The sequence below is a fragment of the Peterkaempfera bronchialis genome (assembly GCF_003258605.2).
GTDB classification, from domain to species: Bacteria; Actinomycetota; Actinomycetes; order Streptomycetales; family Streptomycetaceae; genus Peterkaempfera; species Peterkaempfera bronchialis.
This window is the reverse complement of sequence record NZ_CP031264.1, coordinates 3,974,378-3,997,447: the sequence shown is the minus strand read 5'-3', so window position 1 is coordinate 3,997,447 and position 23,070 is coordinate 3,974,378. Positions and strand designations below refer to the sequence as shown.

The window sequence follows — 23,070 nt, the reverse complement described above, 5'->3', positions numbered from 1 at the left end:
GCCGTGCTGAGGTTCCTGCCCTTCCTGATCATCATCGCGCTGATGATCTGGGCCTTCATCGACTGCCTGCTCACGCCCGAAGAGGAGGTCCGGCACCTGCCCAAGGTGGCCTGGATCATCATCATCCTGCTCTTCGGCGAGGTACTGGTCGGGCCCATCGTCTGGATGATCGCCGGCCGGTCCCGTGGCCCGGCGGCGGCCCGCCGCCAGGGGCCCTGGCCGTCCGGCGCGGCCGAGGGGTTCCCGGAGGCCGAGCAGCCGCAGCGCCGCACCCTGGCGCCGGACGACGACCCGGAGTTCCTGGCCTCGCTGAAGAAGGGCAACGCCCAGCACGAGGACATGCTCAAGCAGTGGGAGTCGGACCTGCGCCGCCGCGAGGAGGAGCTGCGCCGCAAGTCCGACGAGACCGGCCCGGAGAACGGCAGCTGAGAGCGACGACGAGCGGGCGGGACCGGCTCAGGGCCGGTCCCGCCCGCTCGTTCAGTCCAGGGCCCGCAGCAGGCGGCCCACGAGGCGGCCCGCCAGCGCCCCGAGCGAGCTTGCCACCGCGTCGGCGAAGCGGCTCACCCATGCACGGAACGACACCTCGCCCGCGCGGCGGATCTCGGCCAGGTCCTTGGCCTGCTGGGCCAGCACCTGCGCCAGCAGCGAGGCGACCCGGATGATCTCCCGTACCGCCTCCTCCACCTCCTGCGCCTCGAACCGGTGCCCGCAGGCGCAGTGGAAGCGCGTCTCCCACACTGCCCAGGTCCGTCGGCAGCCTGTGCACCGCACCTGCGACCGGTCCGGATCCACGTCCAGACCGCCCTCGCCACCGCCGCCTGCGCTCCGGCCCCCGTCCGCCGGGCAGTCCCGGTGGCGGCTGACGGCCCACGAGCGGGAGCAGACCGGGCATTCCGGGAACGCGAACTCGACCCACGCCATGGCGTCCTCCTCCCTCTCCGTCAGTTGGCCGGGGCACGCGGGTAACGGCGTGCCCTGCGGTACTCGTCCCGGTACGAACGCTTCAGCGTCGCGCCCGCGTCGACCACGATCGACGCGAGGTCGCCGAGGAAGGCGTGCACGCGCGCCAGGGGAATCCCGACAGCCGCCGCGAGCCGGTTGGCCACGCTGCCGAGCCACAGCCGGAAGGAGACCTCCGACATCCGGCCGATCTCCCGCAGGTTCTCCTCCTGCTCCCGCATGACCATGCGCAGGGCGTCCACGAGCGAGTCGAGGTCCGCCCCCGGGTCGGGCCCGGGCTCGGCGTTCATCGCGCGCTCCCCTGCTCCAGGCGCCGGACGAACTCCTCGAACCGGGCCCGGTCGGCGTGCAGGTCCCGCCACTGGGCGTCCGACAGCGCCGCCAGCGCATCGGCGACGGACCGGGGTGGGTGGGTCGTCGGCTGCTCCCGGCGCTGCCGTACCGGCTGCGGCGGGGCGGGCGCCGGCTCCGGCTCCGGCTCGCCCGCCGGGACCTCGACCAGCGTCCTCGCCGTGGCGGCCCGCAGCAGCTTGCGGTCCACCAGGGCCGTGAAGTCCGCGAGGTCCATCCGCTGTTCCAGGACCCACCGGCGCTGCTCGGGCACCGCGTACATCATCTCCTTGAACAGCGCCGTCAGGTTGTAGAACCGGAGCGCCGCGTACGACACCGCCCGGCCCCGCCAGGTGGGCAGTACCCGGCTGATACTGCGGGTGAAGTCCTCCTCCCGCTCCCGCAGCGCGGCCCACTGGAGCTCCGAGGGCAGGTTCGCGGGCGCGTTCCAGTCGTGCGGGCCGATCTCGTCGGCCTTGTTGAGGCCGAAGACCAGTCGGCCGACCAGCTCCGGGCTGGGCCCGAAGAGGTCCGCCAGCGCCTGCTGGACGAGCTGGACCATGCGGTCCTTGGCCGGGTGGATCCACACGATGGCGTCCGCCGTCGGCAGGACCTCGCGGTAGAGGCCCATGTAGCGGGGGTAGTTGGCGATGTCGTCACCGAGGCCCGGCATGTCGACGACCTCCAGCGTGCCGTTGCTCCCGCTGACCTGCTGCACGGGGATGGACCAGGCCCGGTCGGTGGTCGCCCTGCTGTGGCCGACCGCCTGACCCGCGTTGAACAGCGCGTTGACGGTCGTGGACTTGCCGACCCCGGATTCGCCGATGAGGACCAGCCGGGGCGGCCCCTCATTGCCGAGCGCTTCCTCGTACCCCTGGAGGATCCCCGCTCGCTGGGCGGGGGAGAGGTCGTCGGACCGCTCGACCGACGTGGTGAACCGCCGCAGGCGGTCGCGGATGGATTCGGACATGGCCGTCCCCTTCATCACCGTCGGGGCCGAGTGCCCCGGCGTCCTTCGATGGTTCCGGCCACGGCGCATTCTGGCTGTCCCCGCCAGTGGTGACATCCCGCCAGTGGTGACATCCCGGCAGGCAGGGCGTGCAAGGCGAGGTGGGCGGTTTGCGTGATCAGGACGCGCGGACGTCCGCTTCGACCCAGGTGGAGGTGGCGGAGTCCGCCACCACGACGCCCGTTCCGGCACCGGCCCCGGCGACGGCCTCGCGCAGCGCCCGGGCTCGCCACTCGTCTCCCGGGAGGACGACCAGGGAGGCGCGTGCGACGCCCGCCGCCGCGTTCACGGTGAGGACGAGCTCGCGCGGGGTGGGGGCGCAGGTCAGCGCAGTGGTCAGCAGCAGGCGCAGAAAGGCCGGGGGGTGCGGGTCGTCGGAGTCCGACTGGATGGTGACGACACAGCCCGCCCGGCGGGCCGCGCTCAGCAGCTCGCGTACGGTGCGGTCGAGCACACCGGGGAGGTGGATCTCGTCCCGGACCGCACCGGCGAGCAGCCGGGCGCGGTCCCGCACCCCGGGGTCGTCGGGCGCGCACCGCCCGGACCCGGTGGCGGCGAGGAACGGCAGGATCTCCTGGCCGAGGTCGGCCAGCCGTCCCTGGTGCAGTTCCTCACGCGCCCGCCGGGCCGCCTCGGTGGCGAGCGAGGCCGACCGGTCGGCCTCGGCGCGCGCTGTCACCCCGCCCAGGCGGGCCACGGTACGGCCGAGGGCGAGGCCCGTGATCACGCCGAGCGCGGGCGAGAGGAGGGCGGGCAGCAGGAGCGCCATGGTCGCACCGACCGAGGGCGCGATCGGCGGGCCGGTGGCGACGAGGACGGCGATGCCGACCTGCTCCAGGGCCAGCGCCGTCAGTGCCTCCCACGCCGGGCGGACGATCACCAGCAGCGTCAGGAGCGGTGTCACCGCGCCGACCGGCCACGAGGTGTAGTCCGCGAGGCTGGCCAGGGGCAGGACGAGAAAGCTGCCGAGCGCCCCGGCAACGGCGAACGCGCAGGCCGCTCCGGCCACCAGGGCCGGGATGCCCGAGGCGGCCCGCAGCAGGAGCGCCACGGTGAGCGCCGTGAGGAGCGCGTACCAGACCAGCAGGGGGCCGGTGCCCGGAGTGCGGGCCGTGTGGATCGCCGCGATGACGCCCATGGCCGTGAGGAACGGCAGGCAGACGGCGGCCAGCGGGCGCCGCACGTCGCCCACGGCGGCCCGCATCCGCCCGAGCGTGTCAGCGGGCACTCCGGTGGGCCCTCCTGCGGGCCCGCCCACCGTCCCGGCCCCGGTCTCCGCTTCATCCGCTTCATCCGCCGCCGGTCCGGCGGCCGGGGGACGCCACTCCAGTCGTACGGTCGTACCGTGCCCGGGGGCGCTGCGGACCTCGGCGTGCCCCCCGACGGCGGCCATCCGCCGGATCACCGACCGCCGTAGCCCCACCGAGGACGCGGCGAGCTCCCCGGCGGCGAAGCCCACGCCGTCGTCCGTGATGCTCAGCGTGAACTCCCCGTCCGCTGCCGCCCCGGGACGGTCCGGCGGGCCGCCCCGCAGGCGTAGGCGGACGCTCCGGGCCCCGGCATGCTCCTCGACATTGCGCAGCGCCTCGCGGGCTGCGCCCGCCGCCGCGTCGGCGACCTCCGGGGGGACCAGGGCCGGTCCGGTGGCCTCGATCGCCAGCACGGTCCCCGGCGGCGGCCGGAGCGCGCGGACCACGGCCGCCAGGTCGGTCCGGGCCTTGCGGCCCGGCCCTGCCGGGGCGGCGGCGAGCGCGGCCACGGCGCCGGAGGCCGCCTCCCTCAGCCGGGCCACCGGGACGCCGGGCAGGCTGATGGCCTGTAGGGCCGTGCTGACCTCGTCGTGCAGCATGCCCTGGAAGCGCCGGTGGGCCTCGCGTCGGCCCTCCGCCCGGCCTGCCGCCGCCCGCGCGGCCCGTACCCGCCGCTGCGCCAGGTCGGCCCGGGCGCCCGCCGCGCGCATCAGGGGACGAGCACATCGCCGGCCACGGCCGTTGCCACCACCGGCCAGACCCCCTCCACCGCCCCCGCCGGACCGTCCGCGGGCCAGCCCGTGGCCACCTGCGCCCCGATCGCCGCGAGGCAGGCCCACCGGCCGGCGCGGCGCGGCAGGAACCCGACGGCGAGCAGCACCGCCGGGGACGCCAGCAGGCAGCGCTGCCCGATCACGACGCGGGAAGCGCCGCCCACGGCGAGCACCGCGTGTCCGAGGACGGCCAGGGCGAGGGCCACCCCGCTGTCCGCCCGGGAGAGCCGTACGCGCACCCCGCGCACGGCCGTCACCACTGCCTGCACCAAGAACACCGCCGCCACGGCGCGGACGTCCGGCGCACGCTCCGGGCCCCCGGAGACCAGGAACATCGACCAGCTCAGCGCGAACAGTCCCGACAGGGCGGCCACCGCGTAGGACAGCCCCGTCTCCACCCCGTGCCGGTAGGACCCCGGGGTGGAGGGCCTCGGGGTGGCGGACCCCGGAGTGGCGGACCCCCTGGTCAGGGCCCGGCCCGTTCCGGCAGGTCCGGGCCGATGTCGATGTGGCCGTCGGCCACGGCCCGGTAGACGAGTTCGCCGGTGCCTCCCACCAGTTCGTCGCCCGCCTTCGCATAGGCGGAGATCGCCCGTTTGCGGTGGGTGTGCAGAGTGTCCTCGGTGATGTGCAGCATGCGCGCGATGTCCGCGTGCGGCAGGCCCCGGGCGATCAGTTCCAGCACCCGCGACTGCTGGGCTGAGAGCCGGACGCTGCCGCGCGGATCGGTCACGATGGAGTGGGCGAGGCGGCTGGAGACGTACATCTCGCCCGTGTCCGCCGTACGGATCGCCTCCACCAGCCGGTCCTGCGGGTCCTCCTTCAGCACCAGGCCCAGGGCCCCCGCATCGAGGGCCCGGCGCACCAGCGCGGGGCGCTGCTCGCCGGTGAAGACCAGCACCCGCGCCCCGGTGGCCCGCAGCCGGCGGACGTTCGACCCGATGTCGCTGCCGTCGCGCAGCCGCAGGTCGAGCAGGACGACAAGCGCCGCGCCGTCGCCGGTGTCTTCGGCGAGCAGGGCGCCGACGTCCTCGGCCGTCGCCACCAGCCGGATGTCGGGCGCGTGGCGGGCGAAGTGGGCGCCGATGCCGTCGAGGAGGATGGGGTGGTCGTCCACTGCGGCCACCCTGATCACCGGGATGGCCTCGTCGTTCCCGTCCGGTCCCATGCCGCAGCTCCCCCGCCCCGTGCCGTACCCCTGGACCGCGCGCCCCGTGCTCCGCCCCGTGCCCCCGACCCGTGCGTGCATCGTAGGCGCCGCGCGGCGCCGCCGCCGGGCGTTCCCGGAGTATTGGTCCGATATCCCCTCGGTGCGCTGTCTGTTGCTTCTTCGGCAGGTTGATCCCCGGCACGGGCGAGCACGCTTGTGATCACCCATCAGCTCACCCGGGGAGGTCCACCAGGGTGCAGCCGCGTAGGCGCATGACCTGCTGGGCGGCCAGGACGCGGCACACGGCGGGGTCGGTGTAGGCGATGGTCGTGTCGGTGGCGGCCGTGGGGCGGGCCCGGTCGGGGCGGGGCAGGTAGAGGGCGCCGTACACCCCGGCGATCTCGGGGTTCCTGACCCGGACGGCGATGTGCCGGCCGCGCAGGTGCGGGCAGAGCCGGACGGAGAGCCTGGCGCAGGGTAGGCAGAGCGGCGGCGTGGTGGCGGCCATCTCCTCGGGCCAGCCGGGCCAGTCGCCCCGGTCGTCGCCCAGCAGCCAGAGCGTGCCCCGCTCATCGGTGTCGGCCGGGCCGTCGCAGACCTGGCAGCGCAGGTTCCGCATGGCGTGCCGCTGGCGGCGGGGGTGGACCAGCCCATACTGGGGCCGCCCCCGAGTGGGCCGGGAATCCGCCCGGGCCCACAGCACGCCGTACTCGTCACGGTCATCGGGCCGCTCGTCCCGGTACGCGATCCGGCCGGGGCTGCGCCGGTCCTCCACCACGGCGCCGGTGCACCGCTTCTCGCCGCTCCAGGAGGCGATGTACGGGACGGTGCCCGGCCGCTTCGACGCGGTCATCAGCTGCGCTTCCTCTTCTTCACGTCAGGGCACGGACAGCCAGGACGGGGGTTCTGCGGGCAGTGCGCCGGTGCCGTTTCGGCTCATACGGCCGCACCCCGGCTCAACGCGTTCAGCCGTGCCACTTCGGGGGCGAGCCGGTCACTCAGCAACGCGGTCCGCACCAGCTCGGGCTTGACCGGCCACTCGCACCCGCCGCCCTGCGGCCTGAGCATCCACCGCCCGCCGACCGACCCCCGGTACTCCCCGACCCGACCCGTCCGGGTGTCCACCATGACGGTGCCGACTTCGGGCGGCTCCTGGCCGCGAAAGCCCTTCCCTGAATCCGAAGCCACGTCATTGGCATATGCCCCGGAAGGGCTTGCGGTTGCCCTCTCCATGCCGGTCCACCTCTCTCTGCACTTCCCTCACGTGCACTTCGCACAAGTGCAAGACTGACCCCAAGGCGACTACGCCGGGTAGGCGTGACACCACGCCATGTCACTTGGGGTGAAGGGGGCTTGGGCCATGAGCGAATCAACGACCGGCCGCGCCGGACGAGGCCGCGCCAGCGGGGCGGAGATCCTGGGCGCCGAGGTGCGGGCATGGCGGCTGCACGCGGGGTTGAGCCAACGTGAGCTGGGCGAGAAGGCGCAGTACGGGCAGCAGTACGTGGCCAAGGTGGAATCGGGTGAACGGCTGGCCAGCCCGGAGTTCTGCCGAGCGTGCGATCAGATTTTCGGCTCCCCTGAATCCTTCGCCCGGTTGCGGGAGCGGGCGACCCAGAGCGGATATCCCGACTGGTTCATCCCGTATCTCCAGCTGGAGCGGCAGGCGACCAGCATCCTCAACTACTCAGTGGCTCTCGTCATGGGCATGTTGCAGACCGAGGACTACGCGACGGCCGTCTTCCGCGCATCACACCCACGGGACGGGGTGGACGAGATCAAAGCGAGAGTCGCCCGCCGACTCAAGCGCCGCGTGATCATGGAGCGAAGCGCCCCGCCGCTCCTCTGGTGCGTCCTTGATGAGTCATGCCTGCGGCGCGAGGTCGGCGGTCGGCACGTCATGCACGACCAGTTGTCCCGGCTCGTCAAGGACGCTCAGTCTCCGCACATCACCCTCCAGGTGCTCCCTTGGTCGTCCGGGGCGCCCTCCACACATCTTGGGTTCACCTTGCTGAAATTCGCCGAGGACCCAGACCTTCTCTATGTCGAGAACCCGCTCTCGGGCCAGGTCATCGACTCACCGGCTGTGGTCGCTGACGCCGCCGTGACCTACGATCGGTTGAGGGCTGACGCACTGTCTCCAGAAGCGTCGCTGGTCCTGATGCGCAAGGTGATGGAGGAATACACCCCATGAACGTTCCCGACCTGACCCTTACCAGGTGGGTCAAGTCCAGTTACAGCGGTGGGAACGAAGGCGAGTGCATCGAGGTCGCCCCGGGCCTCCCCGGCATCGTCCCCGTCCGCGACAGCAAGGACCCCCACGGCCCGGCCCTGATCTTCACCGCCGACGCCTTCGCCGCCTTCGTCACCGCCACCGCAGCGGGCGAGTTCGGCACCGTCTGACTCAGCCACCCCGGAGACCCCGCCACCCACCCCAAGGAAAGCGGGGTCTCACCGCTCATGCCTCACTCATCCCCCGAGGAGTACACGCCATGAGCACCACCCCCCTCTGGACCAAGTCCAGCCACAGCGGCGGCAACGAAGGCCAGTGCATCGAAGTGGCCCTCAACCTCCCCGACACCGTCCCCGTCCGCGACAGCAAGGACCCCAACGGCCCCACCCTCACCTTCACCCCTGCCGCCTTCACCGCCTTCATCACCGCCGCCACAACGGGCGAGTTCGACACCGCCTGACCCTGCGCTCCCCACCGAGGCCCCGCCACTCCTGATCCACCGAGCCACAGGAGTAAGCCCCATGAGCACCTTCCCCGACCTGTCCACCACCACGTGGGTCAAGTCCAGCTACAGCAACGGGAACGAAGGCGAGTGCATCGAGGTCGCCCCGGGCCCTCTGGTAGTCGGTACTCACTCCGGGGAAGGTACCCGCGCCCTGAAGCCGGCGTAGGGGACCGCGAAGTGCCAGGCGGCGTCTCGCGCCTGGCAGTACGCCAGGACCTCGGCCGGTTCCTCGATCAGCTCCACTCCGGCGGTGCGGTCGCCGTCGAAGTGCAGCCTGGCGGCGAGGCGGGAGTCGAAGAGCCAGACGTCCTCCATGGGCAGGCCCAGCTTCTCGGCATCGGTCCGCCACAGATACCGCACGTCCTCGCCCACCCCGATGATGTGCGGAGCCCGCGCCAGCAGGAACCGCTGGTTCTCGGTGAGCGGGGCGTCCACCAGCCGTACGCGCTCCACCCGCTTGCCCTCAGCCGCCATCTGCCGCCGGGAGGTGTACCAGGGGCCGCTGGTGTCCTCCTCCACCCCTTCGCCCCGCAGGAACCGCTTGTAGAGGTCGGTCCGCTGGTCGGCGTCGTAGGCCCGTCGCACCTCCAGCCGCCAGGCGGTGTGCTGGAACGTGTCGAACAGATCGTTCAGGACGGCCGTCGAGGCCAGTTCTGTCACCCGGTCACTCCTTCGGGGCGAAGCGCAGCAGCAGCTCACGGGGGATGACGACGAACGCCTCACCTGGGCGGACATTGCTGAGCTGGGCCATGTCCTCCGGACCGGTGATGGCGTCCCCCTGAACCAGGATCTCGCCGGTGTCCAGGTCCTCCTACAGGGTGGGGTACTCGTTCTTGTCGGACGTGGTGCCGAGCATGCGCAGGTTTCTCACAGTCGTCCCCATCCTCGGGTGCTGGATCGGCTTCCAGCATGCTGCGCGCGGGGGCAGCGGGGGGGCGACTTCGGCGAAGACCACGGGGATCGGCCTCTTCCGTGAGGAGGAGGCCCCCGGGCTCGTCATGCCGCAGGGCTACAAGGACTCGATCGGCACCTGGTATGCCCACCTGCGCACCGTGAGCGCGCAGGGGAGAAACTGAATCGCCGTGACCGCGCCGAAGTGCGACGGGCTGGTTGCGGGCATGCTGAAGCGGTGGAGCAGCGGATGCGACGACGGTTGGGGAGCATGGACGACGGGACGGCCGCGCGGGCGATGCTCGCGGTGGCGATGGAGGAGGCCCGGGCCGGGTTGGCGGAGGGCGGCATCCCGATCGGGGCGGCGCTGTTCGGGCCGGACGGGGAGCTGCTGGGGCGGGGGCGCAATCGGCGGGTGCAGGACGGTGATCCGTCGATGCACGCCGAGACGGCGGCGTTCCGGGCGGCGGGGCGGCTGCGCGGGTATGGGCGGACCACCATGGTGACGACGCTCTCTCCGTGCTGGTATTGCAGCGGGCTGGTGCGCCAGTTCGGCATCGGCCGGGTGGTGGTCGGCGAGGCGGTGACCTTCTCGGGCGGCCATGGGCGGCTCGCGGAGCACGGCGTGTCGGTGACCGTGCTGGACGACCCGGAGTGTGTCGCCCTGATGCGGGACTTCATCGCGGCCCGTCCGGATCTCTGGGCCGAGGACATCGGCGAGTAACCAGGAGCTGCCGTGCCACCCTCCGACCCTCCCGTACACACCTCCGTGAGGCCGCGCTGGGACCAACTCCCCGTCGAGGTAGGCGAGTCCGCAAGCCAGGCTCGGGGAAGCTGTATTGATTTCGCGAGCGCACCAGCACCGGGGCCGATATCGCCAGGCCAGCAGGGTCAGCAGGGATGCAGGGTCAGCAGCCGAGGATCGCCTGCCTCGCGACCCTGGCCCAGATGGCTTGCTGACGGCTCGTGAAGCCCATCCGGTTCCAGTGGAAGAGGACGTGCCGGGCCAGGATGCTGCGCAGCCCGAGCGAAAGGCGCCCTTCCCGTCCTGCGTCTGCGAGGGCCCGGCCGCCCCGCTCCATACCGGCTGTCCAAGCGCTGAGGGACGCGAGAGGGCCTTCGACCGCGAGTGCAGCGCCGGCATCGAGCATCAGGAGTCGCCGCAGTGTGTCAGCCATGACGACGATCTTCTCGGCGGGCGCCTCCTCGGCGGGCAGGGGCCGCGTGGTTTCGATACGTGCCCACACGTCGCCTTGTTCGGCCCACTCCTGTCCGGCCGCGCGAAGGAACAAGGTGATGACGAGGAAGGAGGTTGCCTTGGCGTCGAGCAGCCCGGCGGGGTCGGTGTTCATACGCTGTAGGTAGTCGAGGACACCGACACTGTCGTCGTGGAACAGCGTGTGGCCGATCTCCATGCCATCCGGGCCGCCGAACGCGACGGTCTCCGGCTCGTACAGGGAAGGCCACCAGCGCTTGGCCAGGCCCGACGACACCGTGCTGTCGAGGGCATCCGTGATGTGCTCGATCACGTCCTCGACGATGACGCCGGGGCCCGGCTGCACCCGCAGGCGCCAACAGGGGCGCTTGCGCAGGAACCACCACCCACCGACGAGTCCTGTGCCGACTCCGTCGCGGAGGCACGGCAGAAGGTGGGCTCGGAAGGCACGGTCTGCGGCCAGGTAGTCGGTGTACTCGATGTACGTCTGATGCCAGCCGGAGGGCAGCGGCTGAGCGTCGAGAGCGGCACGGCCGGCGGCGCGGTACAGTTCGACGGCTTCGGCCAGCCGGGTGGGTGATGTCCGTAGCCGCGCGGCGGTGTCCTCGATCGACGTCCCGGCGAGGACGGAGAGCACGGCTTGTTCGGCCGCGCAGCTGTCGTGTAGGTCCATCCCGGGGTCTCCTTCTTCATGCCTGCGGTCAGACCAGGAGCAGGCAGGCATCCCAGTCGCCGACACCTCCGGCGTCCGGTTCCGCGCACTGGAAGGCCAGGGCCGCCCCGGCTGCGCCTTCGAGGAAGCCGGTTTCCTCCGGGGGGCCCATCGTGAGGGAGTGCTGTCTGAGCTGGTGGAGCCGGTCGGTGAACACGCTCGGGGTCTCCGCGTCCTCCGCGACGCGCTCGACGGTGCGCAGAAGTCCGCCGACACCGTGGCACAGGCCACGATCGGTGAGTCGGTTGAGCTGGAGCGGGTCGGCAAGGCAGTCCAGGAGTGCACGCTCGGCCATCCTCTTGCGGTGGTCATCCTCCATGGCGATGCCGGCGAGTTGCTGGGCGCGAGCCAAGCCGGGTGTGCCGTAGCACCAGGACGGCGCGGCCGGACGGACGGGTACGACGGCCGCCTCGGTGACCCATCGAGGCCAGCGGGTTCCGCGGTGGTCGCTCTGGCGTATCCGGTCGAGCCAGCGGCAGATCCGCATCATGGCGTCATCTTGGCCGTCCACGACGACCCCCTTGCGCTTGGCAAGTGCGAGGAGGGCCAGCGGTCCGGCGATGCCGTGGGCGAGGCCGACGTTGGCGTGGCCACCTGGGGTGGGGGCACCGAGATTCGTGGGAGCGTGCCACACCCACCAGCCCGGGATCCGGATCCCCTTCGGCCCCTTGATCGGTTCCGTGAGCCGCACCAGGTACTCCAGGACCCTCTTCGTCTCGACGCTGTCCGGCTGACGGCGCAACAGGAGAACGCCGAGTCCGGTCAGGCCACGCAGGAGGTCGTACTCGGCGAAAGCGGCCTGCCTGCTCTTGTCGATCCGGTCGTGAGCGGTATCCAGGCGGCGGCGGGTGTGTGCGGCCACGATGCCGTCAAGGGCGTGGAGGGCTCCTGCGTAACGGTTGCTGTCGGCGGCGGCCAGGTGCAGGACGTATGCCATCGCGGGGGCACCGAGGAACAGACTTGCCTCGGGTCCCTCGATCAGCGGCCCGATGACGGCGAGTCGGCGGTGGACGGCCTCCCACGGACCATTCCCGCAGCGGGCCCGCTCGACATGGAGCAGGGCCATCCCGAGGGGACCGTGCGCGAGGGACTGCCGAGTGGCGGTGGCCGGGTCGAGGGCCGACGGGACGGTCATCACCGCAAGGCTCCTTTCTGCCGAACGGTCCAGGACAGCGCGGCGGTACGTGCCAGTCGACAGCAGGTGACCTCGTCGTCGGTGTCGACGCCGGCGGCCCGGTTGTGGTGCATGTGCAGCAGGGAGGGCAGGACGGCAGCGGGTGCAGCGCCGGCGTCTTCGAGGGAGGCCCGGTACTGCCCAAGGGCCTGACGCCGATGAGTCCAGGCGGCGATGACGCCCTCACCGCCGGGAAGGGAGCGCAGAGCGGCCAAGCCTGTGTCGGGGGCAGCGAGGCGGAGGGCATGTGCCTGAACGTCTCGTGGGGGCGCGACGCCTTGGGACTTCAGCAGGTTCTCGACCAGCCAGCGCCGTCCGGCCGCCGGTCCGCCGGTGAAAGCGTCAGCGATGTCCACGAAGCCGGCGGCGGTGACGGCCTGGCGCAAGCCGGAGGGGATCTGGAGGGCCATCTGCGCGATGGCTGCGGCGGAGTCCGCAGTGAAGTAGCGCTCTGCCGCGTCCAAGGCATGGCCGGTGCCGTAGCGGCCGATCTCGGGTTCATCGGTGTCCCACTGGATCCGACTGGCCAGTCCGTCGTTCCGGAGGGCTGCCGCCCATGCGCCCACTCGTTGTGCGACCTCTCCGAAGGCATCCGGTCGGGCCAGCCGGATCCGCACGCGCAGGTGAGTGCCCGGGTCGCCGTAGCGAGTGAACCACCACTGAGGCGTCTCGTCTCCCCACTGGTCGAGAAGAGCGGGCAGACAGGTGGCCAGGATCTCTGAAGCACGGTCTGGGTGACTGTAGACCTTGAGATAGGCCCAGGGCGTGGTCCCGGGCAGCCTCCCGACCTCGCGGCGGACAACCGCTGTGGCGTCGATGCGGCGGGCGGGGGGCAGGTCCGAGGCAAACGGCATGGTGATCTCATGCGCGTGCCCGAGCCAGCCGAAGGCGTCTTCCTCAGGGGCCTCATGGAGGGTGAGCACGCTGGCGTGCTCCAGCTCGGAGCGGAGAATCCGCAGATGAGCGGGATGGTCGAGGTCGAGGCGGAGACGCTGGTCGTCGGACCCGACGAACACGGTTCGGGTGACGCCGTACCGGCAGCGCCAGTCGGTGAAGCGCCGCATCCAGTCGGCCCCGGCTGCGGTGCCGACGTGCCTGCGTGTAAGCCGCCAGCAGGCCCGGGACAGGATCGTGCGGCCTACGCGGACCTGAGGCAGGAATGGCAACCGAGCAGCAGCCCCCCACGAGAACGGGGCCATGACGGCGACGTGCGAGCGGTGTACTTCGCTCAGAAAGCGCACAAGTGGGTGGGTGGCGTTGGTGAGTTCCACGGCGTTCATCACCGACGGTTCGATGCGCTGTCCGGTGGTGAGCGAGGCGAGGAACAGGCGCCGGGCGTCCGCCCCGACGGCGAGGTCATCCAGGTCGAGATTGGCGGTCGGGTTGTACTCACCGAGGGAGAGCACGTGCGGCACGACCGCAGGAGACCGGCTGACGTTCTGAGTGCGCAGGCGCAGCGGTGGGCTGGAGATCTGGGCACGGACCGCTCCGTCTTCCAAGGTGGGCAGGCCGGCGTACACAGCGCTCATCCGATCGCGGTCGGGCTGCTCCAACATGGCCAGGAACCGGCCCGTGGTGGTACCAGCGGCCGACGACAGGCCCACGAGGTCCAATGCGAACCGCCCCTGCCGCAGGTCACCCAGGGACCTCGCGAGAACGGTGAAGCACAGTTCGACGTGGGCGGGCACCTGGACGAAGTCCCCGACGGAGAGGGATGCGACGTCCTCTTCCGCCAGGACGACCTCGCGGGTCCGGTTCGCTGCGGCGTCCTGGGCGAGCGCAAGGAGGTATTCATCGCGGCGACTTGTCGCGAGCACCGGGCGCTTGAGAACCGAACCCCGGTAGCCGGCCGGGACGCCGAGTCCGATGTCCGGGTCGGTGAGATCACGTACCGGCACCAGAGCGCCCATGCTGTAGCGCTCCAGGAAGCGTGCGCGGTAGTCCTGCCAGGCCGGGGGTCCGGCAGGGTACGGCGAGATGCGGGCCATGACCGCCAAGACGCGCTGTGCTTCCTCGGCCACCACCAGGGGCAGGACGGTGTCGCAGTCCGGGCGCAGGTTGACTATGAGCGTTCGTTCCGTCACCTCGGTCACAGCCGTCATCCGGTGGGCGGCCTCGGCGCGGATGGTGCGCTGCTCGTCGGCGGGAGCGGCGTCATGCCGGGTCAGGAGCTGGTGAATCCGGCGAAGTTGTCCGGGAATCCCGCCGGTCTCGGAGACAGTGCCCGCCCCGAGGATGTCGAGCTGGGATATGAGGTGTCCGAGGGCGTCGTCGGTGGTCATGGGGGCCCGCAGGCTGGTGAGGAGCAGCCCGTGCTTGACCAAGCGGCGCACCATGTCCTCGATGGCGGCGACGGGCATGTCCGGATAGTCGGCCTGGAGTTCGGCCACGATCTCCCCGGCGGTGATGGGGGAATGAGCGAGGCTGAGCACCACCTCGACGGCAGGTGTGTGCCGCATGCTCATCTCCACCGGCCCGTCAGCGCCCGGCTGGTGGGGGACGACCACCTTGGCGCCTCGGACGATCCGGGTGGGATCCGCCATCACCGGAAGGCGCCGGAGCAGGGCGGAGCGGGTCTCCAGGTCGGAGGCGACCTCGGCCAACCACTCGGCATCAGGTCGGGCGGATCCGCGATGGTCCGTGCCCCGATGGACCTTTGCCGTCCGACCCAGACGTACGGGGGCGGTGCCGGCGAACAGACCGAATGGAGTCGGCCGGTACTGCATCCGCAGGAGGTACCGCATCAGAGACAGCGTGGCTCGCAGCGTTGCGCGGGGCTGCCGAAGACGGCCGGTGAGGACACCGCGTACAGCCTCGGCCAAGACGGGGCTGGCGAACGTGATGGCCTCGGCCGTGGCGTCGGTCGCCCAGACCTGTCCTATCCACTCGCGCCACCCCTCCACATCGTCAGGGCTACTGCCGTCCAGGTTCGGCCAAGGAGGCAGCTCCGCCGCCAGCGGACGCGCCGAGGCCCTGATCAAGGCCGCGTCAACGGCGTGGTACATCGTTGTGCCCCCGTTCTCTGGTCGGATTGGCGCGGGGCCAGGGCCTGAGAATCCGGCCCCGGCCCCCCACCACCGGGTCAGCCGCTGATGCAGGTGCTGTTCGAGCAGGCGGACTGGCAGGTGGAACCGCAGCCGTCCCCGGTGTCGTTCAGCAGGCCGGGGACGATCGGGGCGGACGCAACGGTCTCGATGCTGAGGTCGAAGTCCGACATGCCCTCCCCCGAGAAGTCCGTGGCGGCCTTCAGGGTGCTGCTCTGTGGTGCCATCTCGTTCCTCCTGAACAAGTGGTTGGACGTGCCCTTACAGCCTGGCCCCGGGCTTGCTACGGCCAGGTGATCGTGATCCGCGTGTGCGGCCGGTCGATGACGCGGCCTGCGGGAAGGACGTCGTCCGGCGTGCCGGCCGGATAGACCTCGATATGTGCACGGTGGCTACGGTGCACTCGGTCCCACACCCGGATCTGCTCGACCAGACGGTCGGCGACCTCTTGGGCATGGGGACCGTGACCGATGGCGCCCAGCTCGAAGCGGTCGGGGTCATCGGTAGGGCGCACCGTCCGGTAGGCGAAGCTGTCGGCCTCGACCAGGGTCGGGATGCCGTGTGGGGAGATCGAGGCAACGATGCCCCGGGCACGGGCGGCCTGTTGTCCGGCCAACAGCGGAAGGTTGTCCAGTGCGGTCGTCAACCACAGGTCAAGGTGCTCGTTCGACTCGTCGCCTGCCAGAGCCACCCCGGACCACGACTTGACGGGCGGCGTGTGCAGGGCCGCACTCAGTGCTTCGACATCGGGTTCGGGGTGGCCGTCCAGCCGGAGCCCGACCTCTTCCCCACTCACCTCGTGCAGCAGGACCAAGCGCACGCGGTTCTCTCCGATGCCCTGCATCGGCACGAAGCCGCAAAGCTCGAACCCGTCGCTGAGCAGGCGGTCGCCGTGGCGGACGAACGCCACGGTCCGGGTCATACCGCGCACCCGTAGCGGCACGACGAGCCGTCCGCCGTCCTTGAGCTGGTCGAGCCAGGCAGGGGGGATGTCGGCGGCCTGGACCGTCACGAGAATGCGGTCGTAGGGGGCGTGCTCGGGTACCCCGTTCTCTCCATCCACGGTGACGATGTGGACCTGGTCGTAGCCAGCCTGGGAGAGGAACACCGAAGCGCGTTCAGTGACCTCCGAATCGATGTCGGCGGTGACGACCAGGCCGTCCTTGCCGACGATCTCGGCGAGGTATGCGGCGTTGACGCCCCCGGAGCCGATCTCCAGAACCTGCATCCCCGGGTGGATGTCGGCCTGTTCGATCTGCATGGCCTGGATGCGCGGGGCCGACACGGAGCTGAGCTGAACGCCGTCGGCATCCGTCTTCGTGATCACAGCTCGTTCCACGCTGTAGACGGTGGCCATGTCCTCGTCAGGGGTTGCGAGGTGGCGCGGGACTTTCCGGAACGCGGCCACGACCTGCCTGCTTCGGAGGGCCCCCAGCTCGATGAGCCGCCTGATCATCTGATCACGCAACTGGTCTTCGTTGGCCGAGGAGTTCGCTTCAGTCATCATGTCGGGGCCGTTGTCCACGGAAGTTCTCCTTCTCGACGCCGCGCGCCGAGGAACTGGGTGCCTATTCGTACGCCGCCGGAACGGTTGTCTGAGCCGCAGCTTGCGGAGCCGCGAGGTCTTCCGGAGCAACCGTGGTACAGCCATGCAGGTTCCCAGGTGGCGGGGCGGGCGCGGCCCCTCCGCGACCTGCGGATCGGACGCAGTGGGCGGCACACCGATCTCGGTGCGGGTCTCCATGAGCCCTCCAGGCGCCATCAACACACACAGTGCATGCCGTGTCACTTAGTGCAGCGAAGTGGGACGCCGAAGACCAGGCCCTTTCACCGGTACTCCAGTAGCCCTCTACCTGCCCTTCGCCCGCCCTTTCTCTCCCACCTGGGCGCTGCGTTGACGACGCCTCGTACCACGCTGTCCGGAGCCGTTACGGTGGCCACGAAACGGGATGGCGAGGGGTACCCATGTCCGAGATGAAGCGGTTACGCGAGAGCCTCAACCGCACGCAGGAGCAGGTTGTCCGGGAACTCTCGGCGCTCGCTGCGCGCCTCTCCGCAGAAGGCCGAATCGGCAAGGCGCCGACCTTCAGTGTCCGGCAGTACTCGAAGTGGGAGGCGGAGAATCCCCCGTCCCCGCACCCCGACACCCGGCAGGTGCTCTCCGTCTACTGGCAACGGCCCATCGAGGAACTGGGCTTTCGCCCTCGCGGCGGCGGATCGAGCCTGCCTGCCGTTATGCCGATGCCCCCGATCACCCGGAGCGCCGCCGCCGTGGTTCCCTTCTTCGGCGCCCGCAGCACCGCCCCGATGAGCGATCAGCCGCCGCCTTGGCTGGCGGAGACCACGACGGGGGCCACCAGCTCCGCAGACTGGCGCATCGGGGCGTCGGAGGTCGAGCTGCTGCGCGAGGCAGCGGACGACATGGACGCCATCGACCAGCAGTTCGGCGGGAATCGACTGTGGAGGCCGACTCGGGCACACCTGCACTGGGTGCACCACATGATCGACCGGGGCATCTACGACGACACGCTGGGGCGCCAGCTCCACGCCGTGGCCGGGAAGTTCACCACCTCGCTTGGGTGGTTCTGCTACGACGCGGGCTTGCAAGCAAAGGCCCACCAGTACTTCTCCGAAGCGCTCAACGCAGCCATGCTCACCGGGGACGACATGCTCGCGTGCCGGACCCTGAGCAACCTGGCACGGCAGGCCGTGGACTTGAACAAGGGCCGGGAGGCCGTGCGCTTCGCCCGCCTGGCCCACGCACACGCCGGCGAGTGGCAGGCCCCGAACCGAGTCATCGCGTTGTTGGCAATCCGTGAGGCTCAGGGGTACGCCCGGATCGGCGACCGCTTCAGCTCCGAGGCCGCGATCCGGCAAGCCTGGGCGGAATGGGAACGCGGTGACGACGTCAGGGACCCGGACTGGACCACCTTCTTGAACATGGCAGAGCTGACGTGCCTCGAAGGAATGTGTCGGCTCGACCTCGGGCAGACCGCCCGTGCACAGAAGCTCCTCTCGAAGTCCGAAGCCCTTCAGGATGTGGCCCACTCTCGCAATCGCGGAATGTGCCTGGGCCGACTGTCCGTCGCGGCCTTGCACAACGGAGACATCGACCACAGCATCGCCGCCACCACCAAGGCTCTGCGCCTTATCGAGGGCGGCATGTCCTCCAACCGGGCGGTCGAACAGTTGAAGATCGTCCGCGATGGACTGGCTCCCCACCACCGCAGCAGCGGAGTGGCGGACCTGCTCGAACAGATACGCGCATATGGCGCCTGAACACCGCCGGAGGAGAGATGCAACCCATGGATGTGGAATACCAACGGTATGACGGGCCATCGGCAAAGGGCATCGCGGACGAGCTGGTCGAGGTGTACTCCAAGGTGTATGACGTGCCCCCTTACATCGGCGACCCCTTCTTCTCCGACCAGGCGTTCCGTGACCGCCTGGAGGCCGCCTTCGACTCCGAGGGGTTCGAGACGCTCACCGCTCGCCTGAACGGCCGGATCGTCGGCTATGTGCACGGTGCAACCCTGCCTGCGGACAAACCGTGGTGGATCTCCCTCGGCGACCGGAGGCCGGAAACGCTGCGGGAGATGGCCGAGGCCGGCCAGGTCTTCTGGCTGCGTGAGCTGATGGTGCTGCCCGAGTGCACGAACCACGGGCTGGGGCGTCGGATTCACGATACGGTCATCACCGGGCGAGCGGAGGGTGTCACGGCTCTGACCTGCATCGTTGGTAATCAGCCAGCCCACGATGCCTACCTACGCTGGGGGTACACGGTCGTGGGGCGGATCAAGCACGCTCCCGAGTCGCCCGTCTACGACGCCATGTTCCTGCCCTCGACCCGCTGACAACCGGACCGCACATGACTGAGCCGATCAACCAGGAGGCCCGGGGCCCGGTGACCCCCGCTCGCCGGAACCGACTCGCTGACGGCCCGGAAGCCCTCTTCGTCTACGGCACGCTGCAGTTCGATGCCGTGCTCGAAGCGCTGCTGGGGCGGGTACCGCCACGCACGCCGGCCTCCGCGCAGGGATGGCGTGCCGCAGCGCTCGAAGAACGGGTCTACCCCGGGCTCGTCGCCGCACCCAACGCCACGACGCTCGGGCTGCTGCTCACCGACCTCAGCACTGAGGAGTGGGCGATCCTCGACGCCTTCGAGGACGACCGGTACGACCTGCGGAAGGTGCCCCTCACCTCCGGCGACTCCGGATGGGCTTACATCTGGGCGGACGGCGACATCCGGGCCGAGGATTGGAACGCCGACGACTTCGCGGCCCGACACCTCCAGCAGTACGCAGCCCGGTGCGCGCGCATCTCCGCAGAACTGGCCAAGGGAGCGATCGACGCCATCAAGTAGCGGGCACGAGCGGCGATCCCCGTGCTTCCCGTCGGTGCCGATGTCATCGCGTACCTGACGGACCTCTTGGACAACCGCATCATTGGGTGTCACCCGGCGTAATCGGCTCGACAACCGTCTGAGGCCCGGCGTACCGGGCCCGCCCCCAGGAGCTGCCGTGCCACCCTCCGACCCTGCCGTACGCACCTCCGTGAGGCCGCGCTGGGCCCAACTCGCGCCCGAGGCACGGGAGTCCGTGACTGCGGTGCTCGGCTCGTCCGTCGCCCGGAGCCTGCCGCAGGCAGGCGGGTTCAGCCCGGGTCTCGCGGTCCGCGCGACCCTTGCCGACGGCCGCCCGGTCTTTCTCAAGGGCATCGCCACCGACCACGCCGCCTACTCGATGTACGCCACCGAGGCGGCGGTCAACCGCGCACTGCCCGCCCAGGTGCCCGTGCCTCGGCTGCTCGACGCCTGGGAGGCCGGCGGATGGCTGCTGATGGCTTTCGAGGACGTCGGCGGCGGCCATCCCGACCTCGCCCCGGGCTCGCCGGACCTCGGTGCGGTGCTCCACCTGCTCGACCGGCTTCCGCAGACCGTCAGCCCGTCCCCGATCCCCGACGCGCCGGCCGTGGCCGATGTCCTCCAGGGCGGCTTCCACGGCTGGCGCACCCTCGCCGACCAGCACGCCGCCCTCGATACGTGGTCCGCGCGGCACCTGGGGAAGCTGGCCGCCATCGAGCGGGACTGGCGCGCCGACTCCACCGGCGACTGCCTGCTCCATGTGGACCTGCGCGCCGACAACATGCTGATGCGGGACGGGAACGCCCTCGCCATCGACTGGGCCTACCTCCACCAGGGAGCGCCCTGGATCGACCCCGCGTTTCTGGTGCCGCAGCTCATCCGCGCCGGCCACAGTCCGGCCCGGGCCGAGGAGCTGATGGCCGACGTGGCGTCCTGGAACGGCGCCCCGCCCGAGGCGGTCACCTCGTTCGCCGCGGCGCAGGCCGGCTACTGGGAACGCAGTTCCCGTCTTCCGGCTCCGCCCGGCGTGCCGCACCTGCGCGGCTACCAGGCCGAGATGGCGGCAATCGGGCGAACCTGGATCGCTCACCGGACGGGGTGGCGCTGATGTGCCGGCCCCGGTGCCACCCGTTCGGCGCACCCGTTCGAATTTATGTACTCCCGACGACCTGCCGCCCGCGTGGGCCGGTACCGGATGATCCGGCGCCGCACGGTCCGGATCGGCTCGCGCCTCCCGGCATGGACCCCGCCGGACTCCGCTGACCTGTGGTTTCGGCCCGGACGCCGGATGCCGCCCGGCGGTCCGTCGGCCGCCTGCGGACACCTGCGCGCCGCTGCTGCGCCGTCGGCTCCTGTTCGGCTCGGACATGGAATCCGGCTGGACCTTGTACGGACCCGACGCCCGTGCGATGAGCCCTCCGCTCGTAAGGTCGTAAGGGAAGTGTTCGCAGCCGCCGCAGCCGACCCTGCCGTTGTGCGCCGCCCCCCACGACGCAGTGGTGGAGCCGTCGATCCGGCCGCCGAGCGATTCCGGACAGACTGGGAGTGGTTGGAGATGACGGTTCTGCAAGAGGCGAGCACCGAGGAGGCCGACCAGGCCCCGCCCGCCCCGGTCGACACCCGGGGGCGGGTCGCTGAACTGCGCGACCTCAAGGACCGGGCCCGCAGTGGCCCGAGTGAGCGGGCGACCGAGGCGCAGCACGCCAAGGGCAAGCTGACGGCTCGGGAGCGGATCGCGCTGCTGCTGGACGAGGATTCGTTCAGCGAGGTGGAGCCGCTGCGGCGGCACCGGGCGACGGGCTTCGGCCTGGAGGCCAAGAAGCCGCACACCGATGGTGTGGTGACCGGCTGGGGGACGGTGCATGGGCGGACCGTCTTTGTGTACGCCCATGACTTCCGGATCTTCGGTGGTGCGCTGGGCGAGGCCCATGCACAGAAGATCCACAAGATCATGGACATGGCCATCGCGGCCGGGGCGCCGCTGGTCTCGCTGAACGACGGCGCGGGGGCCCGGATTCAGGAGGGCGTCACCGCCCTCGCCGGTTACGGCGGCATCTTCCAGCGCAACACCCGCGCCTCCGGGGTGATCCCGCAGATCTCGGTGATGCTCGGCCCGTGCGCGGGCGGCGCGGCGTACTCGCCGGCGCTGACCGACTTCGTCTTCATGGTCCGCGAGACCTCGCAGATGTTCATCACCGGCCCGGACGTGGTCAAGGCCGTCACCGGTGAGCAGATCTCGCAGAACGGGCTGGGCGGCGCGGATGTGCACGCCGAGGTCTCCGGCGTGGCGCACTTCGCCTACGACGACGAGCAGACCTGCCTGGAGGAGGTCCGCTACCTCCTCTCGCTCCTCCCGCAGAACAACCGCGAGACTCCCCCGGCGGTGCCCACCGACGACCCGGTGGACCGCCGCTGCGAGGCCCTGCTGGACCTGGTCCCGGCCGACGGCAACCGGCCGTACGACATGCGCAAGGTGATCGAGGAACTGGTCGACGACGGCCAGTTCATGGAGGTCCACGAGCGCTGGGCCACCAACGTCATCTGCGCCCTGGCCCGGATGGACGGCCAGGTGGTCGGCCTGATCGCCAACCAGCCGCAGTCCCTCGCCGGGGTCCTGGACATTGAGGCGTCCGAGAAGTCGGCCCGCTTCGTCCAGATGTGCGATGCCTTCAACATCCCGCTGCTCACCCTGCTGGACGTGCCCGGCTTCCTGCCCGGCGTCGACCAGGAGCACGGCGGCATCATCCGGCACGGCGCCAAGCTGCTCTACGCGTACTGCAACGCCACCGTGCCGCGCATCCAGCTGATCCTGCGCAAGGCCTATGGCGGCGCCTACATCGTGATGGACTCCCGCTCGGTGGGCGCCGACCTCTCCTACGCCTGGCCCACCAATGAGATCGCCGTGATGGGCGCCGAGGGCGCCGCCAACGTCATCTTCCGCCGGCAGATCGCCGCCGCCGACGACCCCGAGGCCATGCGGGTCCGCATGGTCAAGGAGTACAAGTCCGAGCTGATGCACCCCTACTACGCCGCCGAACGCGGCCTGGTGGACGACGTCATCGACCCGGCCGAAACCCGAGCGGTGCTCATCCGCTCGCTTGCCATGCTCCGTACCAAGCACGCGGATCTGCCGTCGCGCAAGCACGGCAACCCGCCCATGTGACCCAAGGAGTCCAGAGATGATCCAGGTCGTCAAGGGCAGCCTCACCGACGAGGAGCTGGCCGCCGTTACCGCGGTCCTCCTCGCCCGCGCCGCCGCCACCGCTGCCGCCCGGCAGTCGTCGGCCGCCCAGCCCGAGCCGGTCGCCCGCTGGCAGCGGCTGGAGCGCCGCCCGTCGTACTACTCGCCGCTCAGCTGGCAGACCGCCGCCTGACGCGCGGACAGCAGGAACCGGAACGGCCCGGCCCCCTCGGCAAGAGGGGGGCCGGGCCGTCGGCGTGCAAAGGGGCGGGCGGC

26 protein-coding genes and 1 pseudogene are annotated in these 23,070 nt (G+C 70.8%); 13 read left to right on the top strand and 14 right to left on the bottom strand.

Annotation, left to right across the window (positions count from 1 at the left end; all coding sequences use genetic code 11):
* Positions 1-3 precede the first annotated feature (3 nt).
* On the top strand, positions 4-429 hold the full coding sequence (locus C7M71_RS17815) for a PLD nuclease N-terminal domain-containing protein (protein ID WP_111492330.1): 426 nt from the start codon (positions 4-6) through the stop codon (positions 427-429).
* A gap of 51 nt (positions 430-480) precedes the next feature.
* On the opposite strand, the gene C7M71_RS30735 is transcribed toward C7M71_RS17815, so the two are convergent.
* The 7 genes from C7M71_RS30735 to C7M71_RS17780 all read right to left on the bottom strand — a co-directional run bounded on the left by C7M71_RS30735 (position 481) and on the right by C7M71_RS17780 (position 6,328).
* Complete coding sequence (locus C7M71_RS30735) at positions 481-741, bottom strand: hypothetical protein (RefSeq protein WP_162824296.1); 261 nt, start codon at positions 739-741, stop codon at positions 481-483.
* A gap of 203 nt (positions 742-944) precedes the next feature.
* Entirely contained in the window at positions 945-1,253 is a 309-nt protein-coding gene (locus C7M71_RS17805; RefSeq protein WP_111492328.1) for a hypothetical protein, read from the bottom strand.
* A complete protein-coding gene (locus C7M71_RS17800) occupies positions 1,250-2,263 on the bottom strand; it encodes a GTPase family protein (protein ID WP_162824295.1) in 1,014 nt (337 codons plus the stop codon). The genes C7M71_RS17805 and C7M71_RS17800 overlap by 4 nt, the downstream gene beginning before the upstream one ends.
* A gap of 157 nt (positions 2,264-2,420) precedes the next feature.
* Complete coding sequence (locus C7M71_RS17795) at positions 2,421-4,262, bottom strand: ATP-binding protein (RefSeq protein ID WP_114914418.1); 1,842 nt, start codon at positions 4,260-4,262, stop codon at positions 2,421-2,423.
* Positions 4,262-4,723 carry a hypothetical protein gene (locus C7M71_RS17790; RefSeq protein WP_162824294.1) on the bottom strand — a complete coding sequence of 154 codons (462 nt, stop codon included), beginning with the start codon at positions 4,721-4,723 and terminating at the stop codon, positions 4,262-4,264. The genes C7M71_RS17795 and C7M71_RS17790 overlap by 1 nt, the downstream gene beginning before the upstream one ends.
* Before the next feature lie 68 nt (positions 4,724-4,791).
* Positions 4,792-5,493: a response regulator gene (locus C7M71_RS17785; protein WP_162824293.1), complete on the bottom strand. Its 702-nt coding sequence runs from the start codon at positions 5,491-5,493 to the stop codon at positions 4,792-4,794.
* Positions 5,494-5,707: 214 nt separating this feature from the next.
* Entirely contained in the window at positions 5,708-6,328 is a 621-nt protein-coding gene (locus tag C7M71_RS17780) for a hypothetical protein (protein WP_114914416.1), read from the bottom strand.
* Positions 6,329-6,835: 507 nt separating this feature from the next.
* Here C7M71_RS17780 and C7M71_RS17770 point away from each other — a divergent pair.
* From C7M71_RS17770 to C7M71_RS32930, 4 genes are all read left to right on the top strand, one after another.
* Positions 6,836-7,669, top strand: coding sequence for a helix-turn-helix domain-containing protein (locus tag C7M71_RS17770; protein ID WP_111489480.1), 834 nt, complete (start codon positions 6,836-6,838; stop codon positions 7,667-7,669).
* On the top strand, positions 7,666-7,878 hold the full coding sequence (locus C7M71_RS17765; RefSeq protein ID WP_111489479.1) for a DUF397 domain-containing protein: 213 nt from the start codon (positions 7,666-7,668) through the stop codon (positions 7,876-7,878). The genes C7M71_RS17770 and C7M71_RS17765 overlap by 4 nt, the downstream gene beginning before the upstream one ends.
* An 89-nt stretch (positions 7,879-7,967) precedes the next feature.
* Positions 7,968-8,168: a DUF397 domain-containing protein gene (locus C7M71_RS17760; RefSeq protein WP_111489478.1), complete on the top strand. Its 201-nt coding sequence runs from the start codon at positions 7,968-7,970 to the stop codon at positions 8,166-8,168.
* 61 nt (positions 8,169-8,229) lie between these two features.
* On the top strand, positions 8,230-8,379 hold the full coding sequence (locus C7M71_RS32930; protein ID WP_111489477.1) for a DUF397 domain-containing protein: 150 nt from the start codon (positions 8,230-8,232) through the stop codon (positions 8,377-8,379).
* On the opposite strand, the gene C7M71_RS17750 is transcribed toward C7M71_RS32930, so the two are convergent.
* Positions 8,340-8,873, bottom strand: coding sequence for a DUF6879 family protein (locus tag C7M71_RS17750; protein ID WP_111489476.1), 534 nt, complete (start codon positions 8,871-8,873; stop codon positions 8,340-8,342). The genes C7M71_RS32930 and C7M71_RS17750 overlap by 40 nt on opposite strands.
* Before the next feature lie 4 nt (positions 8,874-8,877).
* Positions 8,878-9,069, bottom strand: a pseudogene (locus tag C7M71_RS33240) (hypothetical protein).
* Here C7M71_RS33240 and C7M71_RS30730 point away from each other — a divergent pair.
* Both C7M71_RS30730 and C7M71_RS17740 read left to right on the top strand, forming a co-directional pair.
* Positions 9,068-9,289: a hypothetical protein gene (locus tag C7M71_RS30730; RefSeq protein ID WP_162824292.1), complete on the top strand. Its 222-nt coding sequence runs from the start codon at positions 9,068-9,070 to the stop codon at positions 9,287-9,289. The pseudogene C7M71_RS33240 and the gene C7M71_RS30730 overlap by 2 nt on opposite strands.
* 86 nt (positions 9,290-9,375) lie before the next feature.
* Positions 9,376-9,828: a nucleoside deaminase gene (locus C7M71_RS17740; RefSeq protein ID WP_175607702.1), complete on the top strand. Its 453-nt coding sequence runs from the start codon at positions 9,376-9,378 to the stop codon at positions 9,826-9,828.
* Positions 9,829-10,012: 184 nt separating this feature from the next.
* Here C7M71_RS17740 and C7M71_RS17735 read toward each other — a convergent pair whose 3' ends face one another.
* The 5 genes from C7M71_RS17735 to fxlM all read right to left on the bottom strand — a co-directional run bounded on the left by C7M71_RS17735 (position 10,013) and on the right by fxlM (position 16,775).
* A complete protein-coding gene (locus tag C7M71_RS17735; protein ID WP_111489474.1) occupies positions 10,013-10,993 on the bottom strand; it encodes a thiopeptide-type bacteriocin biosynthesis protein in 981 nt (326 codons plus the stop codon).
* A gap of 28 nt (positions 10,994-11,021) precedes the next feature.
* Complete coding sequence (locus C7M71_RS17730; protein ID WP_111489473.1) at positions 11,022-12,167, bottom strand: lanthionine synthetase C family protein; 1,146 nt, start codon at positions 12,165-12,167, stop codon at positions 11,022-11,024.
* Positions 12,167-15,211 carry a lantibiotic dehydratase gene (locus C7M71_RS17725; RefSeq protein ID WP_111489472.1) on the bottom strand — a complete coding sequence of 1,015 codons (3,045 nt, stop codon included), beginning with the start codon at positions 15,209-15,211 and terminating at the stop codon, positions 12,167-12,169. The genes C7M71_RS17730 and C7M71_RS17725 overlap by 1 nt, the downstream gene beginning before the upstream one ends.
* A 77-nt stretch (positions 15,212-15,288) precedes the next feature.
* A complete protein-coding gene (locus C7M71_RS17720; protein WP_111489471.1) occupies positions 15,289-15,477 on the bottom strand; it encodes an FxLD family lanthipeptide in 189 nt (62 codons plus the stop codon).
* A gap of 56 nt (positions 15,478-15,533) precedes the next feature.
* Positions 15,534-16,775, bottom strand: coding sequence for a methyltransferase, FxLD system (fxlM, locus tag C7M71_RS17715; protein WP_111489470.1), 1,242 nt, complete (start codon positions 16,773-16,775; stop codon positions 15,534-15,536).
* A gap of 440 nt (positions 16,776-17,215) precedes the next feature.
* Between fxlM and C7M71_RS17710 the strand changes: the two genes are divergently transcribed.
* From C7M71_RS17710 to C7M71_RS17685, 6 genes are all read left to right on the top strand, one after another.
* Entirely contained in the window at positions 17,216-18,529 is a 1,314-nt protein-coding gene (locus tag C7M71_RS17710; RefSeq protein WP_111489469.1) for a hypothetical protein, read from the top strand.
* A gap of 26 nt (positions 18,530-18,555) precedes the next feature.
* Positions 18,556-19,104, top strand: a complete 549-nt coding sequence (locus C7M71_RS17705; protein WP_162824291.1) for a GNAT family N-acetyltransferase — start codon at positions 18,556-18,558, stop codon at positions 19,102-19,104.
* Positions 19,105-19,118: 14 nt separating this feature from the next.
* Positions 19,119-19,613, top strand: a complete 495-nt coding sequence (locus C7M71_RS17700) for a gamma-glutamylcyclotransferase family protein (RefSeq protein WP_111489467.1) — start codon at positions 19,119-19,121, stop codon at positions 19,611-19,613.
* Between the two features lie 157 nt (positions 19,614-19,770).
* A complete protein-coding gene (locus tag C7M71_RS17695) occupies positions 19,771-20,721 on the top strand; it encodes a phosphotransferase family protein (protein WP_162824290.1) in 951 nt (316 codons plus the stop codon).
* Between the two features lie 447 nt (positions 20,722-21,168).
* Positions 21,169-22,776, top strand: a complete 1,608-nt coding sequence (locus tag C7M71_RS17690; RefSeq protein ID WP_111489465.1) for an acyl-CoA carboxylase subunit beta — start codon at positions 21,169-21,171, stop codon at positions 22,774-22,776.
* A gap of 16 nt (positions 22,777-22,792) precedes the next feature.
* The gene (locus C7M71_RS17685) at positions 22,793-22,987 is read left to right on the top strand and encodes an acyl-CoA carboxylase subunit epsilon (protein ID WP_111489464.1); all 195 of its coding nucleotides are present in this window, start codon (positions 22,793-22,795) and stop codon (positions 22,985-22,987) included.
* The last annotated feature ends 83 nt before the right edge of the window (positions 22,988-23,070 follow it).